Genomic DNA, 24,347 nt, shown 5'->3' on the forward strand with positions numbered 1-24,347 from the left:
GGGCGGTCGCGGCTCTGCGATCCGGGGAGTGGTCAGCGCAGCAGCAGGTTGGGCTGGAGCAGGTAGCGGTAGCTGTCGCTGCCGGGCTGCTCCCGCGAGGTCTGCGCGGTGATCAGGACGGGGCCGGGCTTGTTGGGGTTCTCGGTCTTCGTGAACGCGATGCGCACGAACTCCGAGTGGACGGCGGCGAGGCCGTCGAGCAGGAACTGCGGCTTGAGCGAGACGACCACGTCGTCGCCGGTCACGATCGCGTCGATGCTCTCGGACGCCTGCGCCTGCTCGGAGCCGATGGCCTCGAGGGTGAGGCCGTCGCTGCTGAAGCTGAAGCGGAGGGCCGCCTCGCGCTCGAGCACGAGCGAGACGCGGCGGGTGGCCTCGATGAGGTCGCTGGTCGACATGACCGCGTAGTTCTCGACGGAGGCGGGGAAGAGGCGCTTCACGGGCGGGAAGTTGCCCTTGATCAGCAGCGACGTGACGGTCTTGCGGTCCGCGGTGAAGGCGATCAGCTCGCGCTCGTCGCGGTTGGTGATCGCGACGGAGACGGTGCCGGAGTGGCCGAAGGTCTTGCCGACCTCCTGCAGCGTGCGCGCGGGCACGAGGGCGGTGAGCGGCTGGGTGGGCGCGGGGTTGTCCCCGTTGTCCCAGTCGATCTCGCGGACGGCGACGCGGTAGCGGTCCGTCGCGACGAGGCCGATCGTGTTCTCGGTGATCTCGAGCTGCACGCCGGTGATGACGGGGGTCACGTCGTCGCGGGAGGCGGCTACCGCCACCTGCGAGACGGCGGCCGCGAAGGCGTCGGCCGGGACGAGGCCGGTGGAGGCGTCGATCTCGGGGATGCTCGGGTACTCCTCCACGGGCATCTGCAGGAGCGTGAAGTGCGCCGAGCCGGCCGAGACCGAGACGCGCGACTCCTCCGTGGCGATGCGCACGGGAGCGTTGGGGAGGCGGTTCGCGATGTCGGCGAGCAGACGGCCCGAGACGAGCACGGTCCCCGTCTCCTCCACGTCGGCCGCGATCTGCGTCTGCGCGGACACCTCGTAGTCGAAGGAGGACAGCGTCAGACCCTCGGAGGTCGCCTCGATGAGGACTCCGGAGAGGATCGGCAGGGTCGTGCGCTGCGGAAGCAGCTTGACCGCGAAGGACACCGCCTCGCTGAAGACATCGCGGTTGGCTTGGAACCTCACGAGTACACCCCTGACGAGTCGCGGACGAAGACCGTCGCCCATCGTACCCGCCGGGCTCGACGAGCTCGGAAGGGGGTGGACCGCCGAGCACTCCCGAGCCGCTGTGGAGAGGTTGCCGGTCGAGGCTTCATTAAAGAGAGAACTGCGTTAACAGTGTTAACACGTGTGGAAACTGTGGAAAACGCTTCGGACCCCTACTCCTGGGTGGGATCGGAGGGACCCGCCCCTGTGGAGGGAGTGTGAGCGGGCCCGTGGAGGCCCTGTGGAGCGATCCGGGCCGACCTGTCGCCCTCCACAGGCGGGCTCTCCCGGCGCACAGTCCCGAGGCGGTTGTCCACAGTTATCCACAGGTTCCTCACACTGTGGAAATCGGCCCTCCGGGGCGCGCGAGGCGGCGTGTCCGAGGCGCGCGCGGAAGGTCCGAGGAGTCCGTCGACGACTTCTCCGGTCACGACGGAGACCGTCGAGGGCAGCTGCCGCCGTCCGAGCGGCCCGGAAGACAGTGCGCGCTCCCTCTCCCCCCGTTGCCCTCCGGGCCAACGCACGGCGGATCGACACCGTCCGATCGCACGCCGGCCGCTCAGCCGCTCACCCGGACCCCTTGAGCACGTGCGGTTCATGCTGGTCGAGTAGCCCCAGCGCGCCGACACCGACGTCCTGCTGCTCGCGCCGCGACCCCCGTCGCCTCCGCCTCCCCTCACACGAGGAGAGGGGAGCGACTACCCGGCCACCGCGCACGGACGCCGATGGACCCCGGGGCACGCCACCCGGGACAGGTGGTCCCGGGGACCGTACGACTGCCGGCTAGCGGTTCGTCTTGATGCGGGTGGTCAGCTCGGTGACCTGGTTGTAGATGCTGCGGCGCTCCTTCATGAGCTCCGAGATCTTCTTGTTCGCGTACATGACCGTGGTGTGGTCGCGGTTGCCGAACAGCTGGCCGATCTTGGGCAGCGAGAGGTTCGTCAGCTCGCGGCACAGGTACATGGCGATCTGGCGCGCGGTGGCGACGGCCTGCGAGCGCGACGAGCCGTAGAGGTCGTCGACCGTGAGCTTGAAGTAGTCCGCGGTGTGGTTGATGATGTCGACCGGCGAGATGACGTTGTCCTCGTCGAGCGTGATCAGGTCCTTCAGCACGGTCTGCACGAGCGACATGTCGACCGGCGTCCGGTTCAGGCTCGCGAACGCGGTGACGCGGATGAGCGTCCCCTCGAGCTCGCGGATGTTGCTCGACACCTTCGACGCCATGAACTCGAGGATGTCGTCGGGCACGAGCAGCTTCTCGCTGACCGCCTTCTTGCGGAGGATCGCGATGCGGGTCTCGAGGTCGGGGGCCTGCACATCGGTGATGAGGCCCCACTCGAAGCGCGAGCGCATCCGGTCCTCGAAGCCCGTCAGTGCCTTCGGCGGCAGATCGGACGTGATCACGACCTGCTTGTTGTGGTCGTGCAGCTGGTTGAAGGTGTGGAAGAACGCCTCCTGCGTCTCCGCCTTCCCCTGCAGGAACTGGATGTCGTCGATCAGGAGGATGTCGACGTTGCGGTAGCGGCCGTGGAAGGCGTTGCCCCGGTTGTTCGCGATCGAGTTGATGAAGTCGTTCGTGAACTCCTCGCTCGAGACGTACCGCACGCGGATCCCCGGGTAGAGGCTCATCGCGTAGTGGCCGATGGCGTGGAGGAGGTGCGTCTTGCCGAGCCCGGAGTCGCCGTAGACGAAGAGCGGGTTGTAGGCCTTGGCGGGAGCCTCGGCGACCGCGACGGCCGCGGCGTGCGCGAACCGGTTGGAGCCTCCGATGACGAAGTTGTCGAAGCTGTACTTCGGGTTCAGCCGGGTGTCGGTCGCCGGCACGGTCCGCAGCTCCTCGACCCCGCGGGTCGGCGCGACCGTCGCCGAGGAGGCGGTGATCGGCTCGAACGGGTTCATCGACTCCTGCGACGACGGGGAGCTGAGGGGCTCGTGCTCGATGTCGGGGTTCACCACGAAGGCGAACGTCGTGACGCCGAAGGAGTCGTCGAGCGTCCCGATCGCGCTGAGCAGGGGCACGCGCACGCGCTGCTCGAGCATCCCGCGGGTGAACTCGTTCGGGACCTCCAGGTAGAAGGTGCCCGCCATGATGCCCTTGGGCTCCACGAGCGAGACGAACCCGTAGAGGGGAGCGGTGATCCGCTCGTCCTGGGACAGTGCGCCGAGGATCACGTTCCACGCGTCGACCATCGACGTGTCGTCTGCCATCTGTCTCCGGTCCTGGGTGCTGTCGCTGTGAAGTCGCTGCGGGATCGCCGTCTCCGCCGGACCCGTCGCCGCCCGCTGCAGGGGCGTCGCGGACCGGGCGCGGAGCCGGGTCTCGAGTGCCGCTCTCTCCACAGGGTTGTCCACCGGCCTCGAGCGATGCCTGTGCGGGCGCGGGAGGACGCGGATCCCACCTGTGGATAACTGCGGCTCAACACCGTAACGAACGGAGCCGACGGGAGACAAATCCACCACAGCGACACCCGCGTGTCAATGCGCGGAACCCCGTGTCCCGTGTGCATGATCGAGGTTTCGCGCCGTCCACATTTGACCGGTGACGGAACAGGCCGTAGTTTAAATCAGTTGACGCCTGCCCGGTGTCGTCCGTGCGGCCCTCGCAGGCCGAGCGGATTCCGCAGCCGGGCACCCCTTCTTCCCGGAGGATCCGAGTCTCCGCCCGAGCGGGTGGCGCCGGTTCGCGCCGCGGAACACGTACGTGGAGATCTGATTATGAGCAAGCGAACCTTCCAGCCGAACAACCGTCGTCGCGCCAAGGTGCACGGCTTCCGTCTGCGCATGCGCACCCGTGCCGGCCGCGGCATCCTCAGCGCGCGCCGCGCCAAGGGGCGCACCGAGCTCTCCGCCTAGCAGCGAGCGGTACCGACCAGCGGTGCTGGCCAGAGCCAATCGCATCGTCCACGGAGGCGAGTACCGGACAGTCGTCCGTCGCGGTGTGCGGTCCACAGGACCGCACACCGTCACGTATGTCCGCCGGTCCTCCGCGGGCGATCCGGCGCGGTTCGGGTTCATCGTCGCCAAGACGGTCGGCACCGCGGTGACGCGCAACACCGTCCGTCGCCGGCTCAAGGCCGTGGCGTTCGAGCTCGTCCCCGAGATCGACCCCGGCACCCAGGTCGTCGTCCGCGCGCTGCCCGGCAGCGCCAACGCCCCCTGGTCGGAGCTGCGCTCCGAGGTGTGGTCCGCGATGGCGCGAGCCGCGCGGAAGAGCGGGGCGTCCTCGTGACCGCCGTGATCCCCCGCCGCGAGGCGCCGTTCGCCCGGCTCGGGTGGGCGATCCTCCTGCTGCCGCGGAACATCGGCGTCCTGCTCCTGATCGTCTACCGGGCGGTCGTGTCCCCTCTCTACGGGGACGTCTGCCGTTACTACCCCTCGTGCTCCGCGTACGCGCTCCAGGCGGTCCAGCTCCACGGGCTCGTCCTCGGCTCCGTCCTCGCGGCCCGCCGTCTGCTCCGCTGCCACCCGTGGGCGGCCGGCGGCATCGACGACGTCCCGACCTCGATCCCCCTGCACCGACCGGCTTCCGGCCGGACCCGCTTCGCCGTGACGCGAGCCGGGTTCGTCGTGGGCCCTCGAAAGGACTGACCCCACTCCATGGACCTCCTCGGCACGATCCTCTGGCCCCTCAAGTGGGTGGTCGAGCTGCTCCTCGTCGCCTTCCACCAGCTGCTGACCTTCACCGGCATGGAGGCGGCCGCGGGAATCACCTGGGTCCTCTCGATCGTCGGCCTGGTCATCGTCATCCGCGCAGCGCTCATCCCGATCTTCGTCAAGCAGATCAAGAGCCAGCGCCGGATGCTCGAGGTCGCACCCCAGCTCAAGAAGATCCAGGACAAGTACAAGGGCAAGCGCGACCAGCTGTCCCGCGAGGCGATGTCCCGCGAGACCATGGAGCTCTACAAGAAGACGGGCACCAACCCGCTCGCCTCCTGCCTGCCCCTGCTGATCCAGATGCCGATCTTCTTCAGCCTGTTCTCGGTGCTGAACGCGGCTCAGCACAGCCAGAAGGGCGTGGGCCCGCTCGACGAGACGCTCGCCCGCCAGTTCGGCGAGGCGAACCTCTTCGGCGTCGCACCGCTGCACCAGTCGATCCAGGGCGCACTCGCCGAGGGCGGCCAGGAGCCGGTCATCATCATCGCGGTGATCATGGTCGTCCTGATGACCGCGTCGCAGTTCATCACGCAGCTGCAGATCGTGTCGAAGAACATGTCGCCCGAGGCGAAGGCCTCGCCGACGTTCAAGCAGCAGCGGATCCTGCTCTACATCCTCCCCCTCGTCTTCGCCTTCTCGGGCTTCGCGTTCCCCCTCGGCGTCATGTTCTACTGGCTGACCTCGAACATCTGGACGATGATCCAGCAGTTCATCGTCATCCGGAACATGCCGACCCCGGGCAGCGAGGCCGCCAAGGCCCGCGAGGAGCGCCTGCGCCGCAAGGGCAAGCTGGTCGAGGAGACCACGGCCGCCGGCGACGTCACCCTCGTCGAGAAGAAGGCCGTGCAGCGCACGCAGCCCGTGAGCAAGAACCGCTCCAAGAAGCAAGCCGGAAAGAAGTAGAGCCGCCATGACCGATCCGATGCAGACCATCACCGACGACGCGTCCGCACCCGCGGACGTGGACGCGTCCGCCGTCGACGAGGCGCCCGAGTCCACGCTCTCGCAGCTCGAGGACGAGGGCGACGTCGCCGCCGACTACATCGAGGAGTTCCTCGACATCTGCGACCTCGACGGCGACATCGACATCGAGGTCCGCAACGGCCGCGCCTACCTCTCGGTCACCGCCTCCGGAGACACGAACCTCCGGGTGCTCTCCCGCCCCGACGCCGTCCAGGCACTGCAGGAGCTGACGCGCCTGGCGGTCCAGACGAAGACCGGCGCGTTCTCCCGCCTCATCCTCGACATCGGCGGCTCCCGCGACGCCCGCGAGGCGGAGCTCGCCCAGCTGGTCGACCGCGCGATCGAGCGGATCGAGGACGGCGCCACGTCGGCCTCGCTCCCGCCCATGTCGTCGTACGAGCGCAAGCTGGTCCACGACATGGTGGGCGAGCGCGGCTTCGTGTCGGAGTCGCGCGGCGAGGCGCGCGAGCGCCACACCGTCATCACCCGCGGCTGAACGGCGTGGAGTCGACCCTCGAGGCCGAGCCCGCAGCCGCTGCGGCGATCGCCGGCGACCGCCTGCCCCTCCTGCGGCGGTTTACGGAAGCTCTCGCTGACCAGGGTGAGGAGCGCGGCCTGATCGGGCCCTTGGAGCTCCCCCGTCTCTGGACGCGGCACGTGCTCAACAGCGCCCTGGTGGCCCCTCTCCTGCGTCCGGGACTGGTGGGTGATGTCGGCAGTGGCGCGGGCCTTCCCGGGCTCGTCCTCGCCATCGTGCGGCCCGACGTCCGCTTCGTGCTCATCGAGCCGATGGAGCGTCGCGTCGTCTGGCTTCAGGAGCAGGTGGACGGACTCGGACTCGAGAATATCTCAGTTCTTCGAGCCCGTGCTGAAGAGGCGGAGCTCGCGGAGCCTCTCGACCAGGTGACCGCTCGGGCGGTCAGCGCCCTCTCGAAGCTGATCCCGCTGACCGCGCCGCTGCTGCGGCCCGGAGGCGAGCTGGTCCTGCTGAAGGGCATCAACGCCGAGAAGGAGATCGAGGCGGCGGCCAAGCAGATCCGTCGTTTCCGGCTCTCCCCGCCCGAGGTCGTCGTGCTCGGCGACGGCGTGCTCTCCGAGGTGACGAGGGTCGTCCGGGCTACAGTGGGTTGATCGCCACGACGCCGCAGTGAGCCCCCGACTCCTCGTCCGTCGACTCCTCGGTGCTGATGTCCGTCCCACTCGCTGAGCGAAGGTTTCACGTGAAACAAACCGATTCCGCCGGTCTGACCGGAGGCTTCGATTCCTCGACTCCCCTGGCCCGGGAGATCGCGGACATGACCCGTCGGCGCGCACTGTTGAACGCCCAGCCGCTGCCCAAGCCCGAGTCGACGCGCGTCATCACGATCTCGAACCAGAAGGGCGGCGTCGGCAAGACGACGACGACCGTCAACCTCGCCGCCGGGCTCGCCCGCGGTGAGGCGAAGGTGCTCGTCATCGACCTCGATCCGCAGGGCAACGCGTCGACGGCCCTGGGCATCGAGCACCGCGCCGAGACGGCCAGCGTGTACGACGTGATCGTCAACGACACTCCCCTCGCGGAGGTCGTGCAGAAGAGCCCGGAGTTCGCCTCGCTCTACGGTGTGCCGGCGACCATCCACCTGGCCGGCGCCGAGATCGAGCTGGTCTCGCTCGTCGCACGCGAGCAGCGTCTTCGCCGTGCGCTCGACCGCATGCTCGACACCATGGACGAGCCGTTCGACTACGTCTTCATCGACTGCCCGCCGTCGCTCGGTCTGCTGACCATCAACGCGTTCGTCGCCGCTCGCGAGGTGCTCATCCCGATCCAGTGCGAGTACTACGCGCTCGAGGGGCTCAGCCAGCTGCTCAAGAACATCGACTTGATCGAGCGGCACCTCAATCCGAACCTCGGTGTCTCGACGATCCTCCTGACGATGTACGACGGCCGCACGAACCTCTCCCAGCAGGTGGCAGCGGATGTCCGAGAGCACTTCCCGAAGGAGGTGCTGCGCGCGGTGATCCCGCGCAACGTGAGGATCTCGGAGGCGCCGAGCTACGGACAGAGCGTGATCAGCTACGACCCGCAGTCGTCCGGTTCGCTGGCGTATCTGGAGGCGGCCGCGGAGATCGCACGACGCGGAGCCCGGAAGACACCCGAGACGGCACACGAAGGAGAGGCACGCTGATGGCGACCAAGCGCACGGGACTCGGCCGGGGGATCGGCTCGCTCATCCCGACCAGCGACGAGTCGCGCTCCCGGCCCGTCGACGTCTTCTTCCCTGATCAGGTCGGCGATTCGGCCCGTGCCGAGGAGCTCCTCGAGGTCCCCGGAGCGCGCTTGGCGCGACTCCCCCTCGCCGACATCACCCCCAACACGGCGCAGCCGCGGTCGGTGTTCGACGAGGACGACCTCGCGGAACTCGTCCACAGCATCCGCGAGTTCGGAGTGCTGCAGCCGATCGTCGTCCGGCCCGTGACGGCTCGCGGCGGAGCGAAGTACGAGCTCGTCATGGGTGAGCGCCGGTTCCGCGCCTCGAAGGCCGCGGGACTGACCACCATCCCCGCGGTCGTCAAGGACACGGCCGACGAGAACATGCTCCGCGACGCGCTGCTGGAGAACCTGCACCGCGCCGACCTCAACCCGCTCGAGGAGGCGTCCGCCTACCAGCAGCTCCTCAGCGACTTCGGGATCACCCAGGAGGCCCTGGCGACGCGGCTCGGACGTTCGCGGCCGCAGATCTCGAACACACTCCGTCTCCTGCGGCTCCCGGCCGATGTGCAGGCCCGCGTCGCTGCCGGCGTCCTGACCGCAGGACACGCGCGTGCGGTTCTGTCCCTCGACGACGTCGAGATGATGCGCCGCCTGGCCGACAAGATCGTCAACGAGGACCTGTCCGTCCGTGCCGCCGAGGCTGCCGCCGCGCAGATGAAGGCGCCGCGGACGACCACGCGTCCTGTGGTGGAGGAGCAGGGCGGCCACTCCGGACACCTCTCGTCGATCGCGGATCACCTCGGCGACCGGTTGAACACGCGTGTCAAGGTCACTCTGGGTGCTCGCAAGGGCCAGATGGTCATCGACTTCGCCACCATCCAGGACCTGAACCGCATCCTCGCCGAGATCGGGGAGCCGACCGAGGTGTCGCTCGCTCCGTAGTGGCCGGCCTAGCAGCCGCCACTGATTCGCCGTGCGGCTGGCGTGCGCGTGCTCGCGCTGTGTTCTTGGCCGCAATCGCCGGTGTGGCGATATCCGCTCCCCTCGTCGGCACCGCGATCGCAGATCAGCACGCTTGGGGCGATCTTCGAGATGCCTTGTGAGCTGAGAATTCTCGGTTGTCGTCCTCTCTGATTGATAGGCCCTTCTGACCGGTACAGACCGATGAAGTGGTCCCAGGTTCTGCGGGGCCCTGCTGGCTCCGGTCCTGGTCGAGAATACGGCTGGTATTGCCGAACGGTGACGATCGCCGAGTATCTGGGGCATTGATCTCTGGATAGAGCAGCTCACGATGAGCCTACATGGCGGTTGAGTAGGCGTGGAGCGCCGGATCTAGGGTTGGCTGAGTTCAGACGTCGTTGACCTCGGGAGTTCATGTCGCTTTCGGTGACTCGCTGGCGGGCGCTGGACGGGTGCCCGGGCGGGTCGTACTCGGTGGCGCTCTCCGCTGCCCAGGGCGACGTCATGGTCGCCGATATTCGCGTGCGCAATGTTTCACGTGAAACATTCCTACGTTGGCCGCTGAGATGAGGATCACCTCGGCTGTCCGTGCATCCCAAGTCGCCGGTGAGGAGTGCTTCTTGGACCTCCAGAAATTGGCCGGCGGGGGGCAAGCTTAGACGAAAGGCAGTATCGCTTCGTTTTCGCGGATCGATGCAGATGTGATGAGTGGCTTCGCCGAGGTTTGACGGAGGACCCCGTCGGCGGTCGCCCCCAGAGAGCACTGAAAGAGACGATGGAAAGGCCGTTTCACGTGAAACGGTCCGCTCTAGGGCGGCCTAGCCATTGAAGAGCTACGAGCTTGTCATGTACGAGAGGAGGCCCTCGTCGGCTCGACTCGCTCCAACGGGCGCAACATTTCGGATCGAAGTTGCTCAACGCCTGCGGAAGCGTTTCACGTGAAACGCCCCTGCCGAGAACATTGGACGCCCATGCGGATCATCGTGGGACCGACTTCGACCGCAATGCTCGAAAGCGATTGCTCGCCTGACCAGCGGAAGAGAGACACCACCCCCCCGAGGCGAAGTTGAGGTCGGAGAACCAAGCTAAAGGGGTCCCTTCGGGCCGTGGGTCTCGGTACGTCGCGTAGTGGCTACTCGACCAGCATGGCGACGGGTACCTGGTGTCGATCAGCGTCGATCGACCATGTTGTGTCTCCCCAGAGATGGCGCGGGTGGCGATCGTGGTGAGCCTCGATTCGACGCACTACTGCTCTTCACCGGTATGTCTGCGGATATGGCCAGACAGTGGGCGCGGATACATCGCTCCAGGCAACGCCCGCCAGGTACCCACTGGGGGTGGCCGGGTCTCGATACGCGGCAATGCGTCTACTCGACCAGCATGATGACGAGGACCAGGTGGCGATGGATGCCCGTGGGGCTGGTGAAAAGGTGGCGGCGGGGGCGGGATGTACCACTCTGATCTGCGGATGATCGGCCGGCGCGGCGACAGATGTCTAAGGTTGGTGGGAGTCGATACGCGCCCTCGGGTTCTTCCCCGAGTTGGCACTACTGGTCTGCTGATGAAGACGTGGACCCGTTACTGAGCGGCTACTCGACCCGCATTGTAGGGAGAAGGCGGCGATAGAGGGTCCTGATCGGCCGCGACGCAATTACTCGTCTGGCATGGATTCGAGCACTCGTCAGAACTCAGCAGCCACGTGATCAGCAGCGTACGCCCAGCGGACCGTTTCACGTGAAACGGTATGGAGTCAGGAGGCTGCGAGCTTCGCGAGGGTGGAGTAGACGTCGCCGAGGTAGCGGCCGGACGCCTCGATAGCCTGGGGAACGAGCGAGGTCTCGGTCATTCCGGGAAGGACGTTCGCGTCGAAGAACCAGGGGAGTCCGGCGTCGTCGATGATGAAGTCGAGGCGCGACAGATGGCGGAGCCCCAGCAGTTCGTGGATCGCAACGGCCACGCGGGACACCTCCTCCGTGATCTCCGGCGAGATCCGTGCCGGCGTGTAGAAGTGCGTCTCCCCCGCGTTGTAGCGCGCCTCGAATGTGTACTGGCCCGCGACGGGTGCGATCTCGACAGGCGGCAGGGCGAAAGGACCGTCACCGAGGTCGAGAACACCGACGGAGATCTCGGTCCCCTGGATCTGCTGTTCGATGAGCACGACGTCGCCATAGGTGTACGCCTCGACCATCGCTCGCGGGAGCTGCGACGACTCCGTCACGATGCTGACGCCCTGGGCCGAACCGCCCTGAGCGGGCTTCACCACGAGGGAGCCCGGCAGGTGCGCCTCGACCTGCTCCAGGATCCCGGCGGCTCCGAGCTCGCGGAAGGTCTCGCGGGGGAGGGTGACGGAGCTCGGGGTCGAGAAGCCCGCGCGAGCGACGAGCGTCTTCGCGGTCGGCTTGAACCAGGCCAGGCGCGCCGCGTCCGTCTGCGAGCCGACGTAGGCGAAGCCAGCCGCCTCGAGGAGCCCGAGGAGCGCACCGTCCTCACCGCTCGCCCCGTGCACCGCGGGCCAGACGACGTCCGGACGCTTCTGCAGGAGCGTCGAGAGGAGGCCGGCGTCCGGTTCGTGCAGGGAGACGCGGTGGCCCATCGCGGAGAGACGATCCGCCACGCGACGGCCCGACCGCAAGGAGACGTCGCGCTCGTGGCTGATGCCACCGCTGATGACGACGATGTCGAGTGTACGGTCGAGCACAGAGAAATCGGTCATGACCAGGGCTTTCTTATCGAAGGAGCGGTGTCAGGAGACGTTCGGCGGCAGGACGGCGTCACGCTTGCTCGCGTCGGCGCTGCTCAGCCGGCCCGTGCCCGCGAAGGTCGACAGCAGATCGAGCTCCCCGTTGATGACCGTGGCGAGGCGGCGGATGCCGTCACCGATGCGCTCCGGCGTCGGGTAGCAGAACGAGAGGCGGATGTTCTGACGTCCGTCTCCGTTACCGTAGAACGCAGTGCCCGGCGTGTACGCGACGAGCTCCTTCACTGCGCGCGGCAGCATCGCCTTGGAGTCGAGCTCCTCGGGCAGCGTGACCCAGACGTAGAAGCCGCCGTTCGGGTTCGTCCAGCTGAGGCCGGGCAGATGGGTCTGCAGGCCCTTCAGCATCGCTTCCTTCCGCTCGCGGTAGACGCCGCGGAAGGTGTCGATCTGTCCGCGCCAGTCGGCCGTCTCGAGGTACTTCGAGATGACCAGCTGGCTGAAGGACGACGGACTGAGGACGGCCGCCTCGTTGGCGAGGATCAGCCGCTCGCGGATCGCGTGCGGAGCGAGAGCCCAGCCCACCCGGAAGCCGGGAGCCAGCGTCTTCGAGAACGTCCCGAGGTAGATCACCCCGTCCTCCTCCAGCGAGCGCATCGCCTTCGGCGGGACATCCTCGAAGTAGAGGAGGCCGTAGGGGTTGTCCTCGAGCACGAGGATTCCCTCGGACTTGCAGATCTCGAGGATCTCGACGCGGCGCTCCCAGCTGAGGGTCACGCCTGCGGGGTTGTGGAAGGTGGGGATCGTGTACAGGAACTTGATCGTCTTCCCGGCGGCGCGCACGCGGGCGATGTGCTCGCGGAGGGCCGCGGGGATGAGCCCGTGCTCGTCCATGGGGACGTGCTCGACTTCGGCCTGGTACGACCGGAAGATGACCATCGCCGTGACGTAGCTGGGGCCCTCGGAGAGGACGACGTCCCCCGGGTCCAGGAACAGCTTGGAGACGAGCTCCAGGGCGTGCTGAGACCCCGTGGTGACCACGATGTCGTCCGCGCTGGCGGAGATGCCCTCGAGGGCCATGACGTCGAGGATCTGCTCGCGCAGGACGGGGACGCCCTGGCCCGACCCGTACTGCAGCGCGACGGGCCCCTGCTCCCGCATCACGGTGTCGATGGCGCCGGTCACCAGGTCCTGGGGGAGCGCGGACACGAACGGCATGCCGCCGGCGAGCGAGACCACTTCGGGGCGTGACGCGACGGCGAACAGGGCTCGAACCTCGCTGGCGGCCAGACCGGCCGTGCGCTCCGCATAGGAGTTGTACCAGGGGTCGAGGTTGGTGCCGCGGTTGGTCACGATGGTTCCGCTTCGCTCGGTGGACAGGGTCTCTCCGGCCAGAGCCGGGTGGATCCACAGTACCGGCCGGTCCTGTGCTGCGGCGGGGCGGTCGGGCGCCACCGCAGGGAGCGTGGCCTGCGTCCCAGCGGGGCTGTTTCACGTGAAACAGCCCCGGGAACGAGGAGAGCCCCCGTCACGACGTGACAGGGGCTCTCGGAGACCGCAGAGGGCGGTCAGGGGTGTGAACTCAGAGGAACGCGGCCAGGTCGGCCTCGAGGGCCGGCTTCGGCTTGGCGCCGATGACGGTCTTCACGACCTCGCCCTTCTGGTAGACCTTCATCGCCGGGATCGACGTGATCTGGTACTTCGCAGCGGTCTGCGGGTTCTCGTCGACGTTCAGCTTGACGATCTCGATCTTGTCGCCGTGCTCGGCCGAGATCTGGTCGAGGATCGGTGCGACCATGCGGCAGGGGCCGCACCACTCGGCCCAGAAGTCGACCAGGACGGTCTTCTCGGAGTCGAGGACGTCGGACTGGAACGATGCGTCGGTGACGCTCTTCGCGGTGGACATGGTGTTTTCTCCTTCACGAGTCGGCGGGCTGCCGGCTCCGATGTGCGATGACCGGACGGTCAGCGGGTGATGAGCTCGGCCCGGGGTGAGCCTTCGGTGTGGGCGGTGCCATCGGCGAGCGAAGCGAGGTAGTGCTCCGCGTCGAGGGCGGCGACCGTTCCGGATGCCGCGGCGGTGACGGCCTGACGGTAGGTCGGGTCGATCACGTCGCCCGCGGCGAAGACGCCGGGAACGGAGGTCTGGGAGGAGCGGCCGACCACCGAGATGGTGCCCTCGGTGGTGAGGTCGAGCTTGCCGTGCACGACGTGCGTGCGCGGGTCGTTGCCGATCGCGATGAACAGGCCGTCGAGGTCGAGGTGGGACTCGGTGCCGTCGACCGTGTCGCGCAGCTTCACGCCGTCCACGTGGTTCTCGCCGGTGATGCCGGTGACCTCGGCGTTCCAGATGAACTCGATCCTGTCGTTGTCGAAGGCGCGCTTCTGCATGACCTTCGAGGCGCGGAGCGAGTCCTTGCGGTGGATCACGTAGACCTTCGCGGCGTGCTTGGTGAGGAAGGTCGCCTCCTCCATGGCGGAGTCGCCTCCGCCGACGACGGCGATTGTCTTGCCCTTGAAGAAGAAGCCGTCGCAGGTGGCGCACCACGAGACACCGTGTCCCGATAGGCGGTCCTCGTCGTGGAGGCCCAGCTTGCGGTAGGCGGATCCGGTCGCGACGACGACGGTCTTCGCCTCGATGCTCTCGCCGGAGCCGAGGTGGACGGTCTTGATCTCACCCTCGAGATCGAGGGAGGTGACGTCGTCGTAGAAGGTCTCGGCGCCGAACTTCTCGGCCTGCGCCTGCATCGAGGTCATCAGCTCGGGGCCGAGGACGCCGTCGGGGAAGCCGGGGAAGTTCTCGACGTCCGTCGTGTTCATCAGGTCGCCGCCGATCTCGACCGACGAGGCCACGACCACCGGGTGCAGCTCGGCGCGCGCCGCGTAGATGGCGGCGGTCCAGCCGGCGGGGCCGGATCCGATGATGACGATGTCGCGCACGGCAACTCCTCGGGGTCTGTACGAGCGGTGACGGGTGGGGCGGGAGCCGAGCACCCGGAGCCGGTCGCTCGAATCGTTCCGCGGCTCCGTGGGCTACAACACATCCTAGGCGGGCACTATTCCGCGGGCCCGGGAGTGCCGGTCGTGCCACGCGCCGCTCGATGCAGCAGCCCAGGAAATGCACTCTGACCAGGCTTTTACCGGAGCAGCATCAGCGGCCCAGTCGGCGGAGCACCGGAGCGAGGACGGCGCGCAGCTCCGGCACCCGGAGGAACCAGAGGACCGCGAAGTAGACGAGCGCCATCACGGTGCCGATCGCGGCCATCGAGAGCAGCGGCTCCACGTAGTTCGAGACGGCGAAACCGCCCGCGCGCGTGCCGCCGAGGGCGACCAGGACGCCGTAGCCGGCGGCGGCGGAGGGCACCGCGGCGAGGACGAACTGCGCGAGCCTGACGAGGATCCGCCTGCCTCCGCGGCCGCCGAGCCGGCGGCGCAGGAGGAGGGCCGCCACGAGGGCCTGCACGCAGATGCCGAGCGAGGTCGCAGCGGCGATGCCGACGGCGGTGCGGTCGGCGGGGAGCCGGAGCACGATCAGGTACCCGGCGACCGCCACGACGACCTGCACCAGGGTGAACAGGAACGGCCGCGCTCCGTCGCTCAGGGCGTAGAACGCGCGCTGCATGATGGCGATCGAGGAGAACAGCGGCAGGGCGATCACGTAGGCCATGGCGATCGCTCCGATGGCCTTCGCGTCCGCGAACGAGTCGGTGAAGACGGAGCCGAACGGCACCGCGACCACGACGATCGCGGCGGCGGCGAAGACGAGCATCATCAGCACCAGGCGGAGCGAGGTGGAGACGTCCGAGCGGAACTCCTTCATCTCCCCCCGCGCGGTGTGGCCGCTCATCTTGGTGAAGTACGCCATGGCGATCGAGATCGCGATGACCGAGTGGGGCAGCATGAAGATCAGCCACGCCTTCTGCAGCGCCGCGGCCGAGGGCCCCTCGCCGGACGCGGTGGAGGAGACCTGGCTCTCGACGATGCCGGCGACGACGGTCAGCAGCACCGTGGCGAACGACCACAGCGACATCCGCCCGGCCGTGCCGAGACCGACGCCCCGGAAGCGGAAGTCGGGGCGGTAGCTGAGGCCGACCCTCCGCCAGAAGAGCATCAGGAACAGCGACTGGACGACGATGCCCAGTGTCGCGCTCCCGCCGAGGAGGGTGACCATCGCCGGGGACCACGAGTCGACCGGACGGTTCCCCTCCGGATCGGCGCCGAACAGCACCATGAAGGCGACGAGCCCGGCGATCACCACGACGTTGTTCAGCACGGGCGCCCAGGTGAAGGGGCCGAACGAGCCGCGGGCGTTGAGCACCTCGCCGAGGATCGTGAAGAGGCCGTAGAAGAAGACCTGCGGCAGGCACCAGAACGCGAAGGCGACGGCCAGCTGGTACTGCTCCGGTCCGTAGCCGGGCGCGTAGAGGCGCACGAGCAGGGGAGCGAGGACCGTGGCGGCGATCGTGGTCACCAGGAGCAGGCCGAGCGCCAGGGTCAGCAGGCGGTTGATGTAGCCGCGGCCGCCGTCGGCGTCGAGGCCCGCCCGCACGATCTGCGGGACGAGGACGGCGTTCAGAGCGCCGCCCGCGATGATCGAGTAGATCGTGTTGGGCAGCAGGTTCGCCGTCGTGAAGGCGTCCGCGCCCGGCGCGACCGCGGCTCCGATCGTGTTCGCCATGACGATCGACATGATGAAGCCGAGGATCCGCGAGACCATCGTGCCGGAGGCGAGGACGGCGCTCGCGCGTCCGAGGGAGAAGCTAGCCACGCGGGTCCGATCGCTGGTCGTCGAGATCGGGCTGGACCTCGAGCACGGCGTTCGGGTCCTCCTCGTCCTCAGGGGTGTCGCCTCGACGGCGACGGCGGATGTTGCGGAGGATGCCGGCTCCGAAGACGACGACGAGCGCGATCCCGATGACCAGGGTGCCGACGGTCTCCCAGTCGGCGCGGACGCTGGTCGTCATGCCCGTGGGGGTGCCGATGGGGACGCCCTGCGCCGAGGTCAGCTGCAGGCCGAGGCTCGTCTCGCCGTTGCCGACCCGGGCCTTCACGGGGATGAGGACGCGGCCCTGCGAGCGGGCGTCGATCTCGGTGGTCTCGATCGCCTCCTCGTCGATGTCGAGGACGGCGTTCGAGGTCGAGGCCTGGATGCGGACGGCGATCGGCCAGGGGAGCTCGTTGCGGACGTACACGGGGATGCTCGAGTCGCGGGAGACCTGCAGGATGCTGCCGGTCGCGTCGATCGACACCAGCGAGAGCGTCCGGTCGGCCTCGGTCATGGCCGCGCCGACGGCGTCGCCCCAGCCGCTGCCGTCTCCGCGCCAGGTCACCGAGAGCAGCGCCAGCACGTCGTTGCGGCTCTTGCCCGACAGCAGCTCCGGCTCCTGCAGCACGGAGGAGAACGCCTCGACCTCGGAGCCGGCGTCGAGCAGGTCGCGCACCCGGTCGAGCCGCGACTCCGACTCCGGCGAGTCGACGACGCTCGCGCCCTCGGTCGCGGGGACGGCGAGGGCGGTGGAGAGGGCGACTCCGCGGGCCCAGGGCAGCGACTCGATCGCGTCGAGGGTCTCGGAGAGGCGCGCGGCGCCGATCGCCGAGCCGCGGCCGAGGGTGAGGACGACGTCCGGCGCGGTCCCCTCCTCCTGCACCTCGGCGAGATCGGTGGCGATCTCGGACATGCGGGCGCGCCACTCGGTGTCGTCGGTGGCGGTGGCGGCCGCGTCGAACGCCTCGGTGAGGCGCGAGTCGGCCACGACCAGGTCCGAGTCGCCGACGGTGGCGCGCGAGGTCGTGGTCACCTCCTCCGGCAGCAGGAGACCGGAGGAGGGGACGACCGTGCGGTTCACTCCGCTGGCCGCGTAGACGTCGAGGTCCGACCCGCGGAGGGTGCCCTCGTCGGGCCAGGCGACGCTGCCGAGGGAGGTGCTCCAGTCGGAGGCGAGCAGCGACTCGGTGCTCGGACGCGCCGGCAGGTCCTCGGCCGGCTGGTCGGAGTCGACGGCGACCGTGGGCGCCGGGCTGGCGGTGCCGGGGACCGCGGCGAAGCGGGTGTCGTCGATCGCGTACTCGAAGGAGGTGGGAGAGAGGAGCGCGGAGAGCCCGGCCTGCGCCTGGGCCGAGACGTCGGCGTCGGCGTACGGCAGTGCGAAGCGCTCGTTCGGCACGGACTGCAGCCGGTCGAGCCAGTCGAGGGCCGACTCCGGAGCGGCGCTGCCGAGGATCCGGATCGAGGCGAGGATGCGCGGGTCGACCCCGATCGTGACGCCCTTCCCCGCGACCGCGTCGAGCTGCCGGGTGAGGGTCCCCGTGCCGTCGGTGTAGTCGGCGAGGGCCTCGGCCGAGAGCAGGCCGTCGGCCGTGTCCGGGACGGTGAGCGGGACGAGGACGCTGACCCCGGTCTCTCGCTCCGGGACCGCCGCGTCGTCGGTCAGCTCGACGGCCGTGCGGGCGGTCGAGACGACACCACCCGGACCGGTGACCGTGACGAGGACGGCGTGGGTGCCGAGCGCGGTCCGGTCGTTGGAGAAGGGGATCTGGTCGACCGGCACGGTGAGGCCGGCCTCGGCGGTGCTGGAGGGCAGCAGGCGCAGCTGGGCGGTCGCACGGACCGGGTCGGTGTCGTTGTCGGCCTCGGCGTCGAGCCAGTCGTGCAGCTCCGCGCGGGTGTCGAGGGTGGCGTAGGAGAGGGCGACCGTCACGTCGGCGCTGTCGATCGCCTCGGTGGTGCCGTTGCGCACGGCGATCGAGAGCTCGAGGTCCTGGCCGGGCCGCAGGACGCCGTCGCTGCCGGCCCCGGCGGTCGTGGTGACGGTGCCGGGAACGGGCGTCGAGGTCGCCGTCGCGGCGGCGACCGGGGCCGCGAGGGCGGGGGAGGCCACGCCGGTCAGGCCGAGCGCGAGGGCGGCAGCACCTGCCGAGCGGAGCAGGAGGAGGGCCGCCCGCGAGCGGCGGGAGCGGAGGGAGGGGTCGCGCCGATGCATCGGACTCACTCGGCCTCCATGCGGGTGATTCTACGGGCAGCCCTCCTCGGGGCAGGCGGTGCGTCCGCTGTGCAGGCGGTTCCCCCGCGTAACCCCCTGGCACGGTCACCCGCTGCCGGGACACCCCCCGCCACTAGGATCGTGCGAATGCACAGCGTCCAGACCGCTCTCGAGACCCTCCGCGCGCTCGCGGGGACGCCCACGGTGGCGCGGCTGGCGGAGGCGTTCGCAGCCCAGGGCCACGAGCTCGCGCTGGTCGGCGGCCCGGTCCGCGACGCCTTCCTCGGCCACGGCGTGCACGACCTCGACTTCACCACCTCCGCACGCCCCGACGACATCGTGCGGATCGTCGCTCCGATCGCCGAGGCGCACTGGGACATCGGCCGGGCCTTCGGCACGATCGGCGCTCGCGTGGCCGGCGAGACGGTCGAGATCACGACCTACCGCAGCGACAGCTACGACGGGGTGAGCCGCAAGCCCGAGGTCGAGTTCGGCGACTCGCTCGAGGGCGACCTGGTGCGGCGCGACTTCACGGTCAACGCGATGGCGCTGCGGCTCCCGGAGGTCGTCCTCGTCGATCCCTCGGGAGGAGTGGAGGACCTGCTCGCCGGCCGGCTGCGCACCCCCTCCCCCGCCGACCTCTCCTTCGGCGACGATCCGCTCCGGATGCTCCGCGGCGCGCGCTTCACCTCGCAGCTCGGCTTCCGCACCACCGACGAGGTCGAGTGGGCGATGGCCGAGCTCGCCGGCCGGATCGACGACGTCTCGGCGGAGCGCGTGCAGGAGGAGCTGCGGAAGCTCCTCGCGACCGCCTCGCCCCGAGCCGGCCTGGAGCTGCTCGTCGACACCGGTCTGGCCGGTCGCTTCCTCCCGGAGCTGCCCGCGCTGCGCCTGGAGCAGGACGAGCACCACCACCACAAGGACGTCTACACCCACAGCCTCACCGTGCTGGAGCAGGCGATCGCGCTGGAGGAGTCGCGGCACCCCGGAGCCGCGCCCGACGTCGTGCTGCGGCTCGCCGCCCTCCTGCACGACATCGGCAAGCCGGCCACGCGGCGGCTCGAGCCGGCCGGAGCGGTGAGCTTCCACCACCACGACCTGGTCGGCTCCAAGCTCGCGATCAAGCGGATGCGCGCCCTGAAGTTCGACAACCAGACGACGAAGGACGTGGCCCGCCTCATCGAGCTGCACCTGCGCTTCTTCGGGTACACGGACGGCGCGTGGACCGACTCCGCGGTGCGCCGCTACGTGACCGACGCCGGGCCCCTGCTCGAGCGGCTGCACATCCTCACCCGGGCCGACGTGACCACGCGCAACCGTCGCAAAGCCGACCGGCTCGCGCACGCCTACGACGACCTCGAGGCGCGCATCGCGGAGCTCGCCGAGAAGGAGGAGCTCGCCTCCAAGCGCCCCGACCTCGACGGCACGCGGATCATGGAGATCCTCGGCCTCGCCCCGGGCCCCGAGGTCGGGCAGGCGTACCGGTTCCTGCTGGAGCTGCGGCTCGAGGAGGGTCCGCTCGGCGAGGAGGTCGCGACGCAGCGGCTCCGCGAGTGGTGGGCGTCGCGCTGAGGCGCTGAGCCGGGCCCCGTGCTCGCCCCGCCCTGCGCCCGGGATGGTGCGCCTCGAGCGGATCCGTCCGGCGCGTCGCGGCGGTCCTGTTGTAGTCTGTACAGGTTGTCCACGACCAGACGCACTCGCGTCCGCGGGAGTGGGCAGATGCTACATACCCTCCTGTCACGGAAATACCGTGGCCGTTCAGTCCGAAGGAGGTGGGTTAGTGACGCATCAGTACGAGATCATGGTCATCCTGGACCCCGAGATCGATGAGCGCACCGTCGCTCCGAGTCTCGACAAGTTCCTCAACGTCATCCGCACCGATGGTGGATCCATCGACAAGGTCGACGTCTGGGGCCGCCGTCGTCTGGCGTACGAGATCAACAAGAAGTCCGAGGGCATCTACGCCGTCGTCGACTTCACGTCGACCTCCGCCGCAGCGAACGAGCTCGACCGTCAGCTGAAGCTGTCCGAGGCCGTCATGCGCACCAAGGTGCTGCGGGCCGAAGAGGGCATCGCCCAGGTCGCGGCCGCCGCGAAGCTCGCCGACGAGAAGGCCGCCCGCAAGGCTGCCAAGGCCTCGGCCGCTCCCAAGGCGTAGCGCTCATGGCCGGCGAGACGATCATCACCGTGGTGGGGAACCTCACCGCCGACCCCGAGCTGCGCTACACGCAGGGCGGGCTCGCGGTCGCGAACTTCACCATCGCCTCCACGCCGCGCACCTTCGACCGTCAGGCGAACGACTGGAAGGACGGCGAAGCGCTGTTCCTCCGCGCCTCCGTCTGGCGCGAGTTCGCCGAGAACGTCGCAGGAACGCTGACCAAGGGCAGCCGCGTCATCGCGACCGGCCGCCTGAAGCAGCGCTCCTACGAGACGAAGGAAGGCGAGAAGCGCACCAGCATCGAGCTCGAGATCGACGAGATCGGGCCCTCGCTGCGCTACGCGACCGCGCAGGTCACGCGCGCCTCCGGTGGAGGCGGACGAGGCCAGGCCGGTGGCGGCCAGGGCAACGGCGGTCAGATCGGCGGCGGCCAGGGCGGCTTCGGCGGCGGCAGTCAGGGGGGCTCCGGCAACGCCGGCGGCAACCGTGGCGGTCAGGCCGAGGAGCCGTGGGCGCCGAGCGCTCCCGCCGGTGGCGACGTGTGGAGCACGCCGGGCAGCTACAACGACGAGACGCCGTTCTGAGCCTCGGCTCGGACGCTCTCCTCACCTGAATCACGCCTCCCCCGCACCGCGATCGCTCGCGGCGGGGCAGGGGCGAACCAGAATCTAAGGAAACCACTATGGCTGGAAAGAGCAGCGGCGACCGCCGCAAGCCGATCCGCGGCAAGGGCGCGAAGAACGCGGCCCCCGCGAAGTCGGTCCGCGTGGGTGTCATCGACTACAAGGACGTCGCGACCCTCCGCAAGTTCATCTCGGAGCGCGGGAAGATCCGCGCCCGTCGTATCACCGGCGTCTCCGTTCAGGAGCAGCGCCTCATCGCCCGTGCCGTCAAGAACGCCCGCGAGATGGCGCTCCTGCCCTACGCCGGCAGCGGAAGGTAGGTAACGGTATGTCCAAGGTCATCCTGACCCACGAGGTCGACGGACTCGGCTCGGCCGGCGACGTCGTCGACGTGAAGAACGGGTTCGCCCGCAACTACCTCATCCCGCAGGGCTTCGGCGTCGCGTGGACCCGCGGTGGCGAGAAGCAGGTCGAGCAGATCAAGTCGGCGCGAGCCGCTCGTGAGCACAAGACCATCGAAGAGGCCCAGCACACCAAGCAGGTCCTCGAGGCCAACCGCGTGAAGCTGACGGTCAAGGCCGGCAAGGACGGCCGCCTGTTCGGCTCGGTGAAGACCTCCGACATCGCGAACGCGGTGGCGGCGGCCGGATTCGGCGAGCTCGACAAGCGCAAGATCGTCATCTCGAACGCGATCAAGCACGTCGGCGAGCACGAGGCCGTGGTGCGTCTGCGCGACGACATCCAGGCCACTGTGAAGCTGCAGGTGGTCGCGGCCAAGTAAGGCCGCGAGAACGCCGCGGAGGGCGGTGCGACGGGACTTCCGAGTCCCCTCGCACCGCCCTTCGTCGTTCCCGTTCTCCACAGCTCCATCCACATACACCCTCCGGCGGGACCAACCTTCACTGTGGTCTTGAGACTCTTTTCCCCACACACCTGTGGAAAGCAGGAAATGCCTGGTCAAGAGGCGGAAAAAACTTGCTGAGGGCCGCTGATCCCACAGGGTTGTCCACACGTTGCCAACAGTGGGCCCGGCGTTTCCCCTCGGTTCTGCACAGCTCTCTCCACAGTGCGGTTTGCGTGCCGCGGGCGGCGGTCCGTAGGGTGGCGCAGCGCCCCGCGAGGGGTGCGGGCAGGCGCCCGTGCGCCGCTGTCGGAGGTCGCTGGTAGACCGGATCCCGGCACCGGCTCGACCGGACGCGCAGCACCCGACAGGAGGAGGCGAAGGCATGACGATCGCGCACCTGGCGGTACCCGGCTCGGAAGGACGGGACGGTCGCGGAGACCGCGGCGAGTCGCGCGGGAACGAGCGGACCCCTCCGCACGACCTCCTCGCCGAGCAGTCGGCGCTGGGCGGCATGCTGCTCTCGAAGGACGCGGTCGCCGACGTCGTCGAGAGCGTCAAGGGCACCGACTTCTACATCCCCAAGCACGAGATCGTCTTCGACGCGATCCTCGCCCTCTACTCGCACGGTGAGCCGACCGACGTCATCGCGGTCACCGACGAGCTCACGAAGCAGGGCGAGCTGCAGCGGGCCGGCGGCGCCGACTACCTGCACACGCTCACCTCGATGGTCCCCACCGCGGCCAACGCGGGCTACTACGCCTCCATCGTCGCCGAACGCGCTCTGCTGCGCCGCCTCGTCGAGGCGGGCACCCGCATCGCGCAGATGGGCTACCAGGGCGAGGGCGAGGTGCTCGACCTGGTCAACACGGCGCAGGCCGAGATCTACAACGTCACCGGCTCCGAGACGGCGGAGGACTACGTCCCGCTGACCGACGCGGTGACCGTCGCGATCGACGAGATCGAGGCGGCCGCTCACAAGGACGGCAGCTTCACCGGCGTCCCCACCGGCTTCGCCGACCTCGACGACCTGACCAACGGCTTCCACGCCGGGCAGATGATCATCGTCGCCGCGCGCCCCGCGCTCGGAAAGTCGACGCTGGCGCTCGACTTCGCCCGCGCCGCCGCGATCAAGCACAACATGGCCACGATCTTCTTCTCCCTCGAGATGGGGCGCAGCGAGATCGCGATGCGCCTCCTCTCGGCCGAGGCGTCCGTGCCGCTGCAGCACATGCGCAAGGGCACGGTCGACCAGCGCGACTGGACGACCATCGCCTCCACCCGTGGCCGGATCAACGACGCGCCGCTCTACATCGACGACTCGCCCAACATGACCCTCGTCGAGATCCGGGCGAAGTGCCGCCGACTCAAGCAGCGGGTCGGGCTCAAGATGGTCGTCATCGACTACCTGCAGCTGATGACCTCCGGCAAGAAGGTCGAGAGCCGCCAGCAGGAGGTCTCGGAGTTCTCGCGTGCCCTCAAGCTCCTCGCGAAGGAGCTTCAGGTGCCGGTCATCGCGCTCTCGCAGCTGAACCGAGGCCCTGAGCAGCGCGCCGACAAGCTCCCCGCCATCTCGGACCTCCGCGAGTCCGGCTCGATCGAGCAGGACGCCGACATGGTGATCCTCCTGCATCGCGAGAGCGCCTACGAGAAGGACAACCCGCGCGCGGGCGAGGCCGACCTCATCGTCGCCAAGCACCGCAACGGCCCGACCCGCACGGTGACCGTGGGCTTCCACGGCCACTTCTCGCGCTTCGCCGACATCCCGGCGGTCTGACGTGACAGGCGCCGCTGCCGTTCCCGAGCCCGTCGACGTCCCGCTGGGCGGCGGGTCGATCCGCCTGGGCCAGTTCCTCAAGTTCGCAGGGATCCTCTCGGGCGGCGAGGCCAAGGAGGCGGTCGCCGAGGGGATGGTGACCGTCAACGGCGAGGTGGATCTGCGCCGCGGGCGCCAGCTCGCCGTCGGCGACGTCGTCGGGTTCGATCGGAACCGCTTCCGCGTCTGCGAGTGAGGGCGGCCGCCCCTTGGCGGTGCGATCGGCCGAGACGCCGCGGAACGGATGAGACGCCGCTCAGA

At 69.0% G+C, this 24,347-nt stretch carries 23 protein-coding genes; 15 read left to right on the forward strand and 8 right to left on the reverse strand.

The genetic code is table 11. The annotated features are described in order from the left end of the window. Positions 1–32 precede the first annotated feature (32 nt). Together dnaN and dnaA are read right to left on the reverse strand one after the other, a co-directional pair. Entirely contained in the window at positions 33–1,184 is a 1,152-nt protein-coding gene (dnaN, locus tag C5C33_RS08015) for a DNA polymerase III subunit beta (RefSeq protein ID WP_104222678.1), read from the reverse strand. Between the two features lie 804 nt (positions 1,185–1,988). Beyond that, positions 1,989–3,413: a chromosomal replication initiator protein DnaA gene (gene dnaA / locus C5C33_RS08020; protein WP_104225789.1), complete on the reverse strand. Its 1,425-nt coding sequence runs from the start codon at positions 3,411–3,413 to the stop codon at positions 1,989–1,991. A gap of 507 nt (positions 3,414–3,920) precedes the next feature. On the opposite strand from dnaA, the gene rpmH reads away from it, so the two are divergent. The 8 genes from rpmH (at position 3,921) to C5C33_RS08060 (ending at position 8,955) form a co-directional block, all read left to right on the forward strand. Then, positions 3,921–4,058, forward strand: a complete 138-nt coding sequence (gene rpmH / locus C5C33_RS08025; protein WP_055784512.1) for a 50S ribosomal protein L34 — start codon at positions 3,921–3,923, stop codon at positions 4,056–4,058. A gap of 22 nt (positions 4,059–4,080) precedes the next feature. Continuing rightward, positions 4,081–4,434: a ribonuclease P protein component gene (rnpA, locus tag C5C33_RS08030; RefSeq protein ID WP_104260876.1), complete on the forward strand. Its 354-nt coding sequence runs from the start codon at positions 4,081–4,083 to the stop codon at positions 4,432–4,434. Between the two features lie 5 nt (positions 4,435–4,439). Further along, positions 4,440–4,793 carry a membrane protein insertion efficiency factor YidD gene (yidD, locus tag C5C33_RS08035; RefSeq protein WP_258069205.1) on the forward strand — a complete coding sequence of 118 codons (354 nt, stop codon included), beginning with the start codon at positions 4,440–4,442 and terminating at the stop codon, positions 4,791–4,793. 9 nt (positions 4,794–4,802) lie between these two features. Next, complete coding sequence (gene yidC, locus C5C33_RS08040; RefSeq protein ID WP_104222681.1) at positions 4,803–5,762, forward strand: membrane protein insertase YidC; 960 nt, start codon at positions 4,803–4,805, stop codon at positions 5,760–5,762. 7 nt (positions 5,763–5,769) lie between these two features. Beyond that, positions 5,770–6,318, forward strand: a complete 549-nt coding sequence (locus C5C33_RS08045) for a R3H domain-containing nucleic acid-binding protein (protein WP_244229531.1) — start codon at positions 5,770–5,772, stop codon at positions 6,316–6,318. Positions 6,319–6,323: 5 nt separating this feature from the next. Beyond that, positions 6,324–6,953: a 16S rRNA (guanine(527)-N(7))-methyltransferase RsmG gene (gene rsmG, locus C5C33_RS08050; RefSeq protein WP_181136218.1), complete on the forward strand. Its 630-nt coding sequence runs from the start codon at positions 6,324–6,326 to the stop codon at positions 6,951–6,953. Positions 6,954–7,117: 164 nt separating this feature from the next. Then, positions 7,118–7,987: a ParA family protein gene (locus tag C5C33_RS08055; RefSeq protein ID WP_258069206.1), complete on the forward strand. Its 870-nt coding sequence runs from the start codon at positions 7,118–7,120 to the stop codon at positions 7,985–7,987. Then, positions 7,987–8,955, forward strand: a complete 969-nt coding sequence (locus C5C33_RS08060) for a ParB/RepB/Spo0J family partition protein (RefSeq protein ID WP_104222684.1) — start codon at positions 7,987–7,989, stop codon at positions 8,953–8,955. The genes C5C33_RS08055 and C5C33_RS08060 overlap by 1 nt, the downstream gene beginning before the upstream one ends. Positions 8,956–10,723: 1,768 nt before the next feature. On the opposite strand, the gene C5C33_RS08065 is transcribed toward C5C33_RS08060, so the two are convergent. The 6 genes from C5C33_RS08065 to C5C33_RS08090 all read right to left on the reverse strand — a co-directional run bounded on the left by C5C33_RS08065 (position 10,724) and on the right by C5C33_RS08090 (position 18,648). Further along, entirely contained in the window at positions 10,724–11,686 is a 963-nt protein-coding gene (locus C5C33_RS08065) for an ATP-grasp domain-containing protein (RefSeq protein WP_104260878.1), read from the reverse strand. A 30-nt stretch (positions 11,687–11,716) separates the two neighbouring features. Next, positions 11,717–13,024 (reverse strand): PLP-dependent aminotransferase family protein, encoded by a 1,308-nt coding sequence (locus C5C33_RS08070; RefSeq protein WP_374953821.1) that lies wholly within the window; start codon positions 13,022–13,024, stop codon positions 11,717–11,719. Between the two features lie 226 nt (positions 13,025–13,250). Next, on the reverse strand, positions 13,251–13,574 hold the full coding sequence (gene trxA / locus C5C33_RS08075) for a thioredoxin (RefSeq protein WP_104222687.1): 324 nt from the start codon (positions 13,572–13,574) through the stop codon (positions 13,251–13,253). Between the two features lie 59 nt (positions 13,575–13,633). Next, positions 13,634–14,608: a thioredoxin-disulfide reductase gene (gene trxB, locus C5C33_RS08080; RefSeq protein ID WP_104260879.1), complete on the reverse strand. Its 975-nt coding sequence runs from the start codon at positions 14,606–14,608 to the stop codon at positions 13,634–13,636. Positions 14,609–14,819: 211 nt separating this feature from the next. After that, entirely contained in the window at positions 14,820–16,436 is a 1,617-nt protein-coding gene (gene murJ, locus C5C33_RS08085) for a murein biosynthesis integral membrane protein MurJ (protein WP_258069203.1), read from the reverse strand. Further along, entirely contained in the window at positions 16,429–18,648 is a 2,220-nt protein-coding gene (locus C5C33_RS08090) for a DUF6049 family protein (RefSeq protein WP_104260880.1), read from the reverse strand. Before C5C33_RS08090 ends, murJ begins: the two co-directional genes overlap by 8 nt. A gap of 147 nt (positions 18,649–18,795) precedes the next feature. Between C5C33_RS08090 and C5C33_RS08095 the strand changes: the two genes are divergently transcribed. The 7 genes from C5C33_RS08095 to C5C33_RS08125 all read left to right on the forward strand — a co-directional run bounded on the left by C5C33_RS08095 (position 18,796) and on the right by C5C33_RS08125 (position 24,282). Then, the gene (locus C5C33_RS08095) at positions 18,796–20,220 is read left to right on the forward strand and encodes a CCA tRNA nucleotidyltransferase (protein ID WP_104225796.1); all 1,425 of its coding nucleotides are present in this window, start codon (positions 18,796–18,798) and stop codon (positions 20,218–20,220) included. A gap of 208 nt (positions 20,221–20,428) precedes the next feature. Further along, positions 20,429–20,806 carry a 30S ribosomal protein S6 gene (gene rpsF / locus C5C33_RS08100; protein ID WP_068207796.1) on the forward strand — a complete coding sequence of 126 codons (378 nt, stop codon included), beginning with the start codon at positions 20,429–20,431 and terminating at the stop codon, positions 20,804–20,806. Positions 20,807–20,811: 5 nt separating this feature from the next. Further along, positions 20,812–21,390, forward strand: a complete 579-nt coding sequence (locus C5C33_RS08105; protein WP_104260881.1) for a single-stranded DNA-binding protein — start codon at positions 20,812–20,814, stop codon at positions 21,388–21,390. A gap of 98 nt (positions 21,391–21,488) precedes the next feature. After that, positions 21,489–21,749 (forward strand): 30S ribosomal protein S18, encoded by a 261-nt coding sequence (gene rpsR / locus C5C33_RS08110; protein WP_055784551.1) that lies wholly within the window; start codon positions 21,489–21,491, stop codon positions 21,747–21,749. 8 nt (positions 21,750–21,757) lie between these two features. After that, the gene (gene rplI, locus C5C33_RS08115) at positions 21,758–22,210 is read left to right on the forward strand and encodes a 50S ribosomal protein L9 (protein WP_104222692.1); all 453 of its coding nucleotides are present in this window, start codon (positions 21,758–21,760) and stop codon (positions 22,208–22,210) included. A gap of 445 nt (positions 22,211–22,655) precedes the next feature. Beyond that, complete coding sequence (dnaB, locus tag C5C33_RS08120) at positions 22,656–24,047, forward strand: replicative DNA helicase (RefSeq protein ID WP_104260882.1); 1,392 nt, start codon at positions 22,656–22,658, stop codon at positions 24,045–24,047. 1 nt (position 24,048) lies between these two features. Beyond that, on the forward strand, positions 24,049–24,282 hold the full coding sequence (locus tag C5C33_RS08125; RefSeq protein ID WP_104247028.1) for an RNA-binding S4 domain-containing protein: 234 nt from the start codon (positions 24,049–24,051) through the stop codon (positions 24,280–24,282). Positions 24,283–24,347: the final 65 nt, after the last annotated feature.

The organism is Rathayibacter sp. AY1H3 (genome assembly GCF_002932015.1).

What these genes read in the sequence shown, in the direction of transcription:
- C5C33_RS08060 (WP_104222684.1), top strand. Translation starts at nt 7,987, where the DNA reads ATGGCGACCAAGCGCACGGGACTCGGCCGGGGGATCGGCTCGCTCATC.
- C5C33_RS08055 (WP_258069206.1), top strand. Translation starts at nt 7,118, where the DNA reads ATGACCCGTCGGCGCGCACTGTTGAACGCCCAGCCGCTGCCCAAGCCC.
- rplI (WP_104222692.1), top strand. Translation starts at nt 21,758, where the DNA reads ATGTCCAAGGTCATCCTGACCCACGAGGTCGACGGACTCGGCTCGGCC.
- C5C33_RS08095 (WP_104225796.1), top strand. Translation starts at nt 18,796, where the DNA reads ATGCACAGCGTCCAGACCGCTCTCGAGACCCTCCGCGCGCTCGCGGGG.
- trxA (WP_104222687.1), bottom strand. Translation starts at nt 13,574, where the DNA reads ATGTCCACCGCGAAGAGCGTCACCGACGCATCGTTCCAGTCCGACGTC.
- dnaA (WP_104225789.1), bottom strand. Translation starts at nt 3,413, where the DNA reads ATGGCAGACGACACGTCGATGGTCGACGCGTGGAACGTGATCCTCGGC.
- yidC (WP_104222681.1), top strand. Translation starts at nt 4,803, where the DNA reads ATGGACCTCCTCGGCACGATCCTCTGGCCCCTCAAGTGGGTGGTCGAG.
- rpsR (WP_055784551.1), top strand. Translation starts at nt 21,489, where the DNA reads ATGGCTGGAAAGAGCAGCGGCGACCGCCGCAAGCCGATCCGCGGCAAG.
- C5C33_RS08045 (WP_244229531.1), top strand. Translation starts at nt 5,770, where the DNA reads ATGACCGATCCGATGCAGACCATCACCGACGACGCGTCCGCACCCGCG.
- dnaB (WP_104260882.1), top strand. Translation starts at nt 22,656, where the DNA reads ATGACGATCGCGCACCTGGCGGTACCCGGCTCGGAAGGACGGGACGGT.
- rpmH (WP_055784512.1), top strand. Translation starts at nt 3,921, where the DNA reads ATGAGCAAGCGAACCTTCCAGCCGAACAACCGTCGTCGCGCCAAGGTG.
- C5C33_RS08065 (WP_104260878.1), bottom strand. Translation starts at nt 11,686, where the DNA reads ATGACCGATTTCTCTGTGCTCGACCGTACACTCGACATCGTCGTCATC.
- C5C33_RS08090 (WP_104260880.1), bottom strand. Translation starts at nt 18,648, where the DNA reads ATGCATCGGCGCGACCCCTCCCTCCGCTCCCGCCGCTCGCGGGCGGCC.
- C5C33_RS08105 (WP_104260881.1), top strand. Translation starts at nt 20,812, where the DNA reads ATGGCCGGCGAGACGATCATCACCGTGGTGGGGAACCTCACCGCCGAC.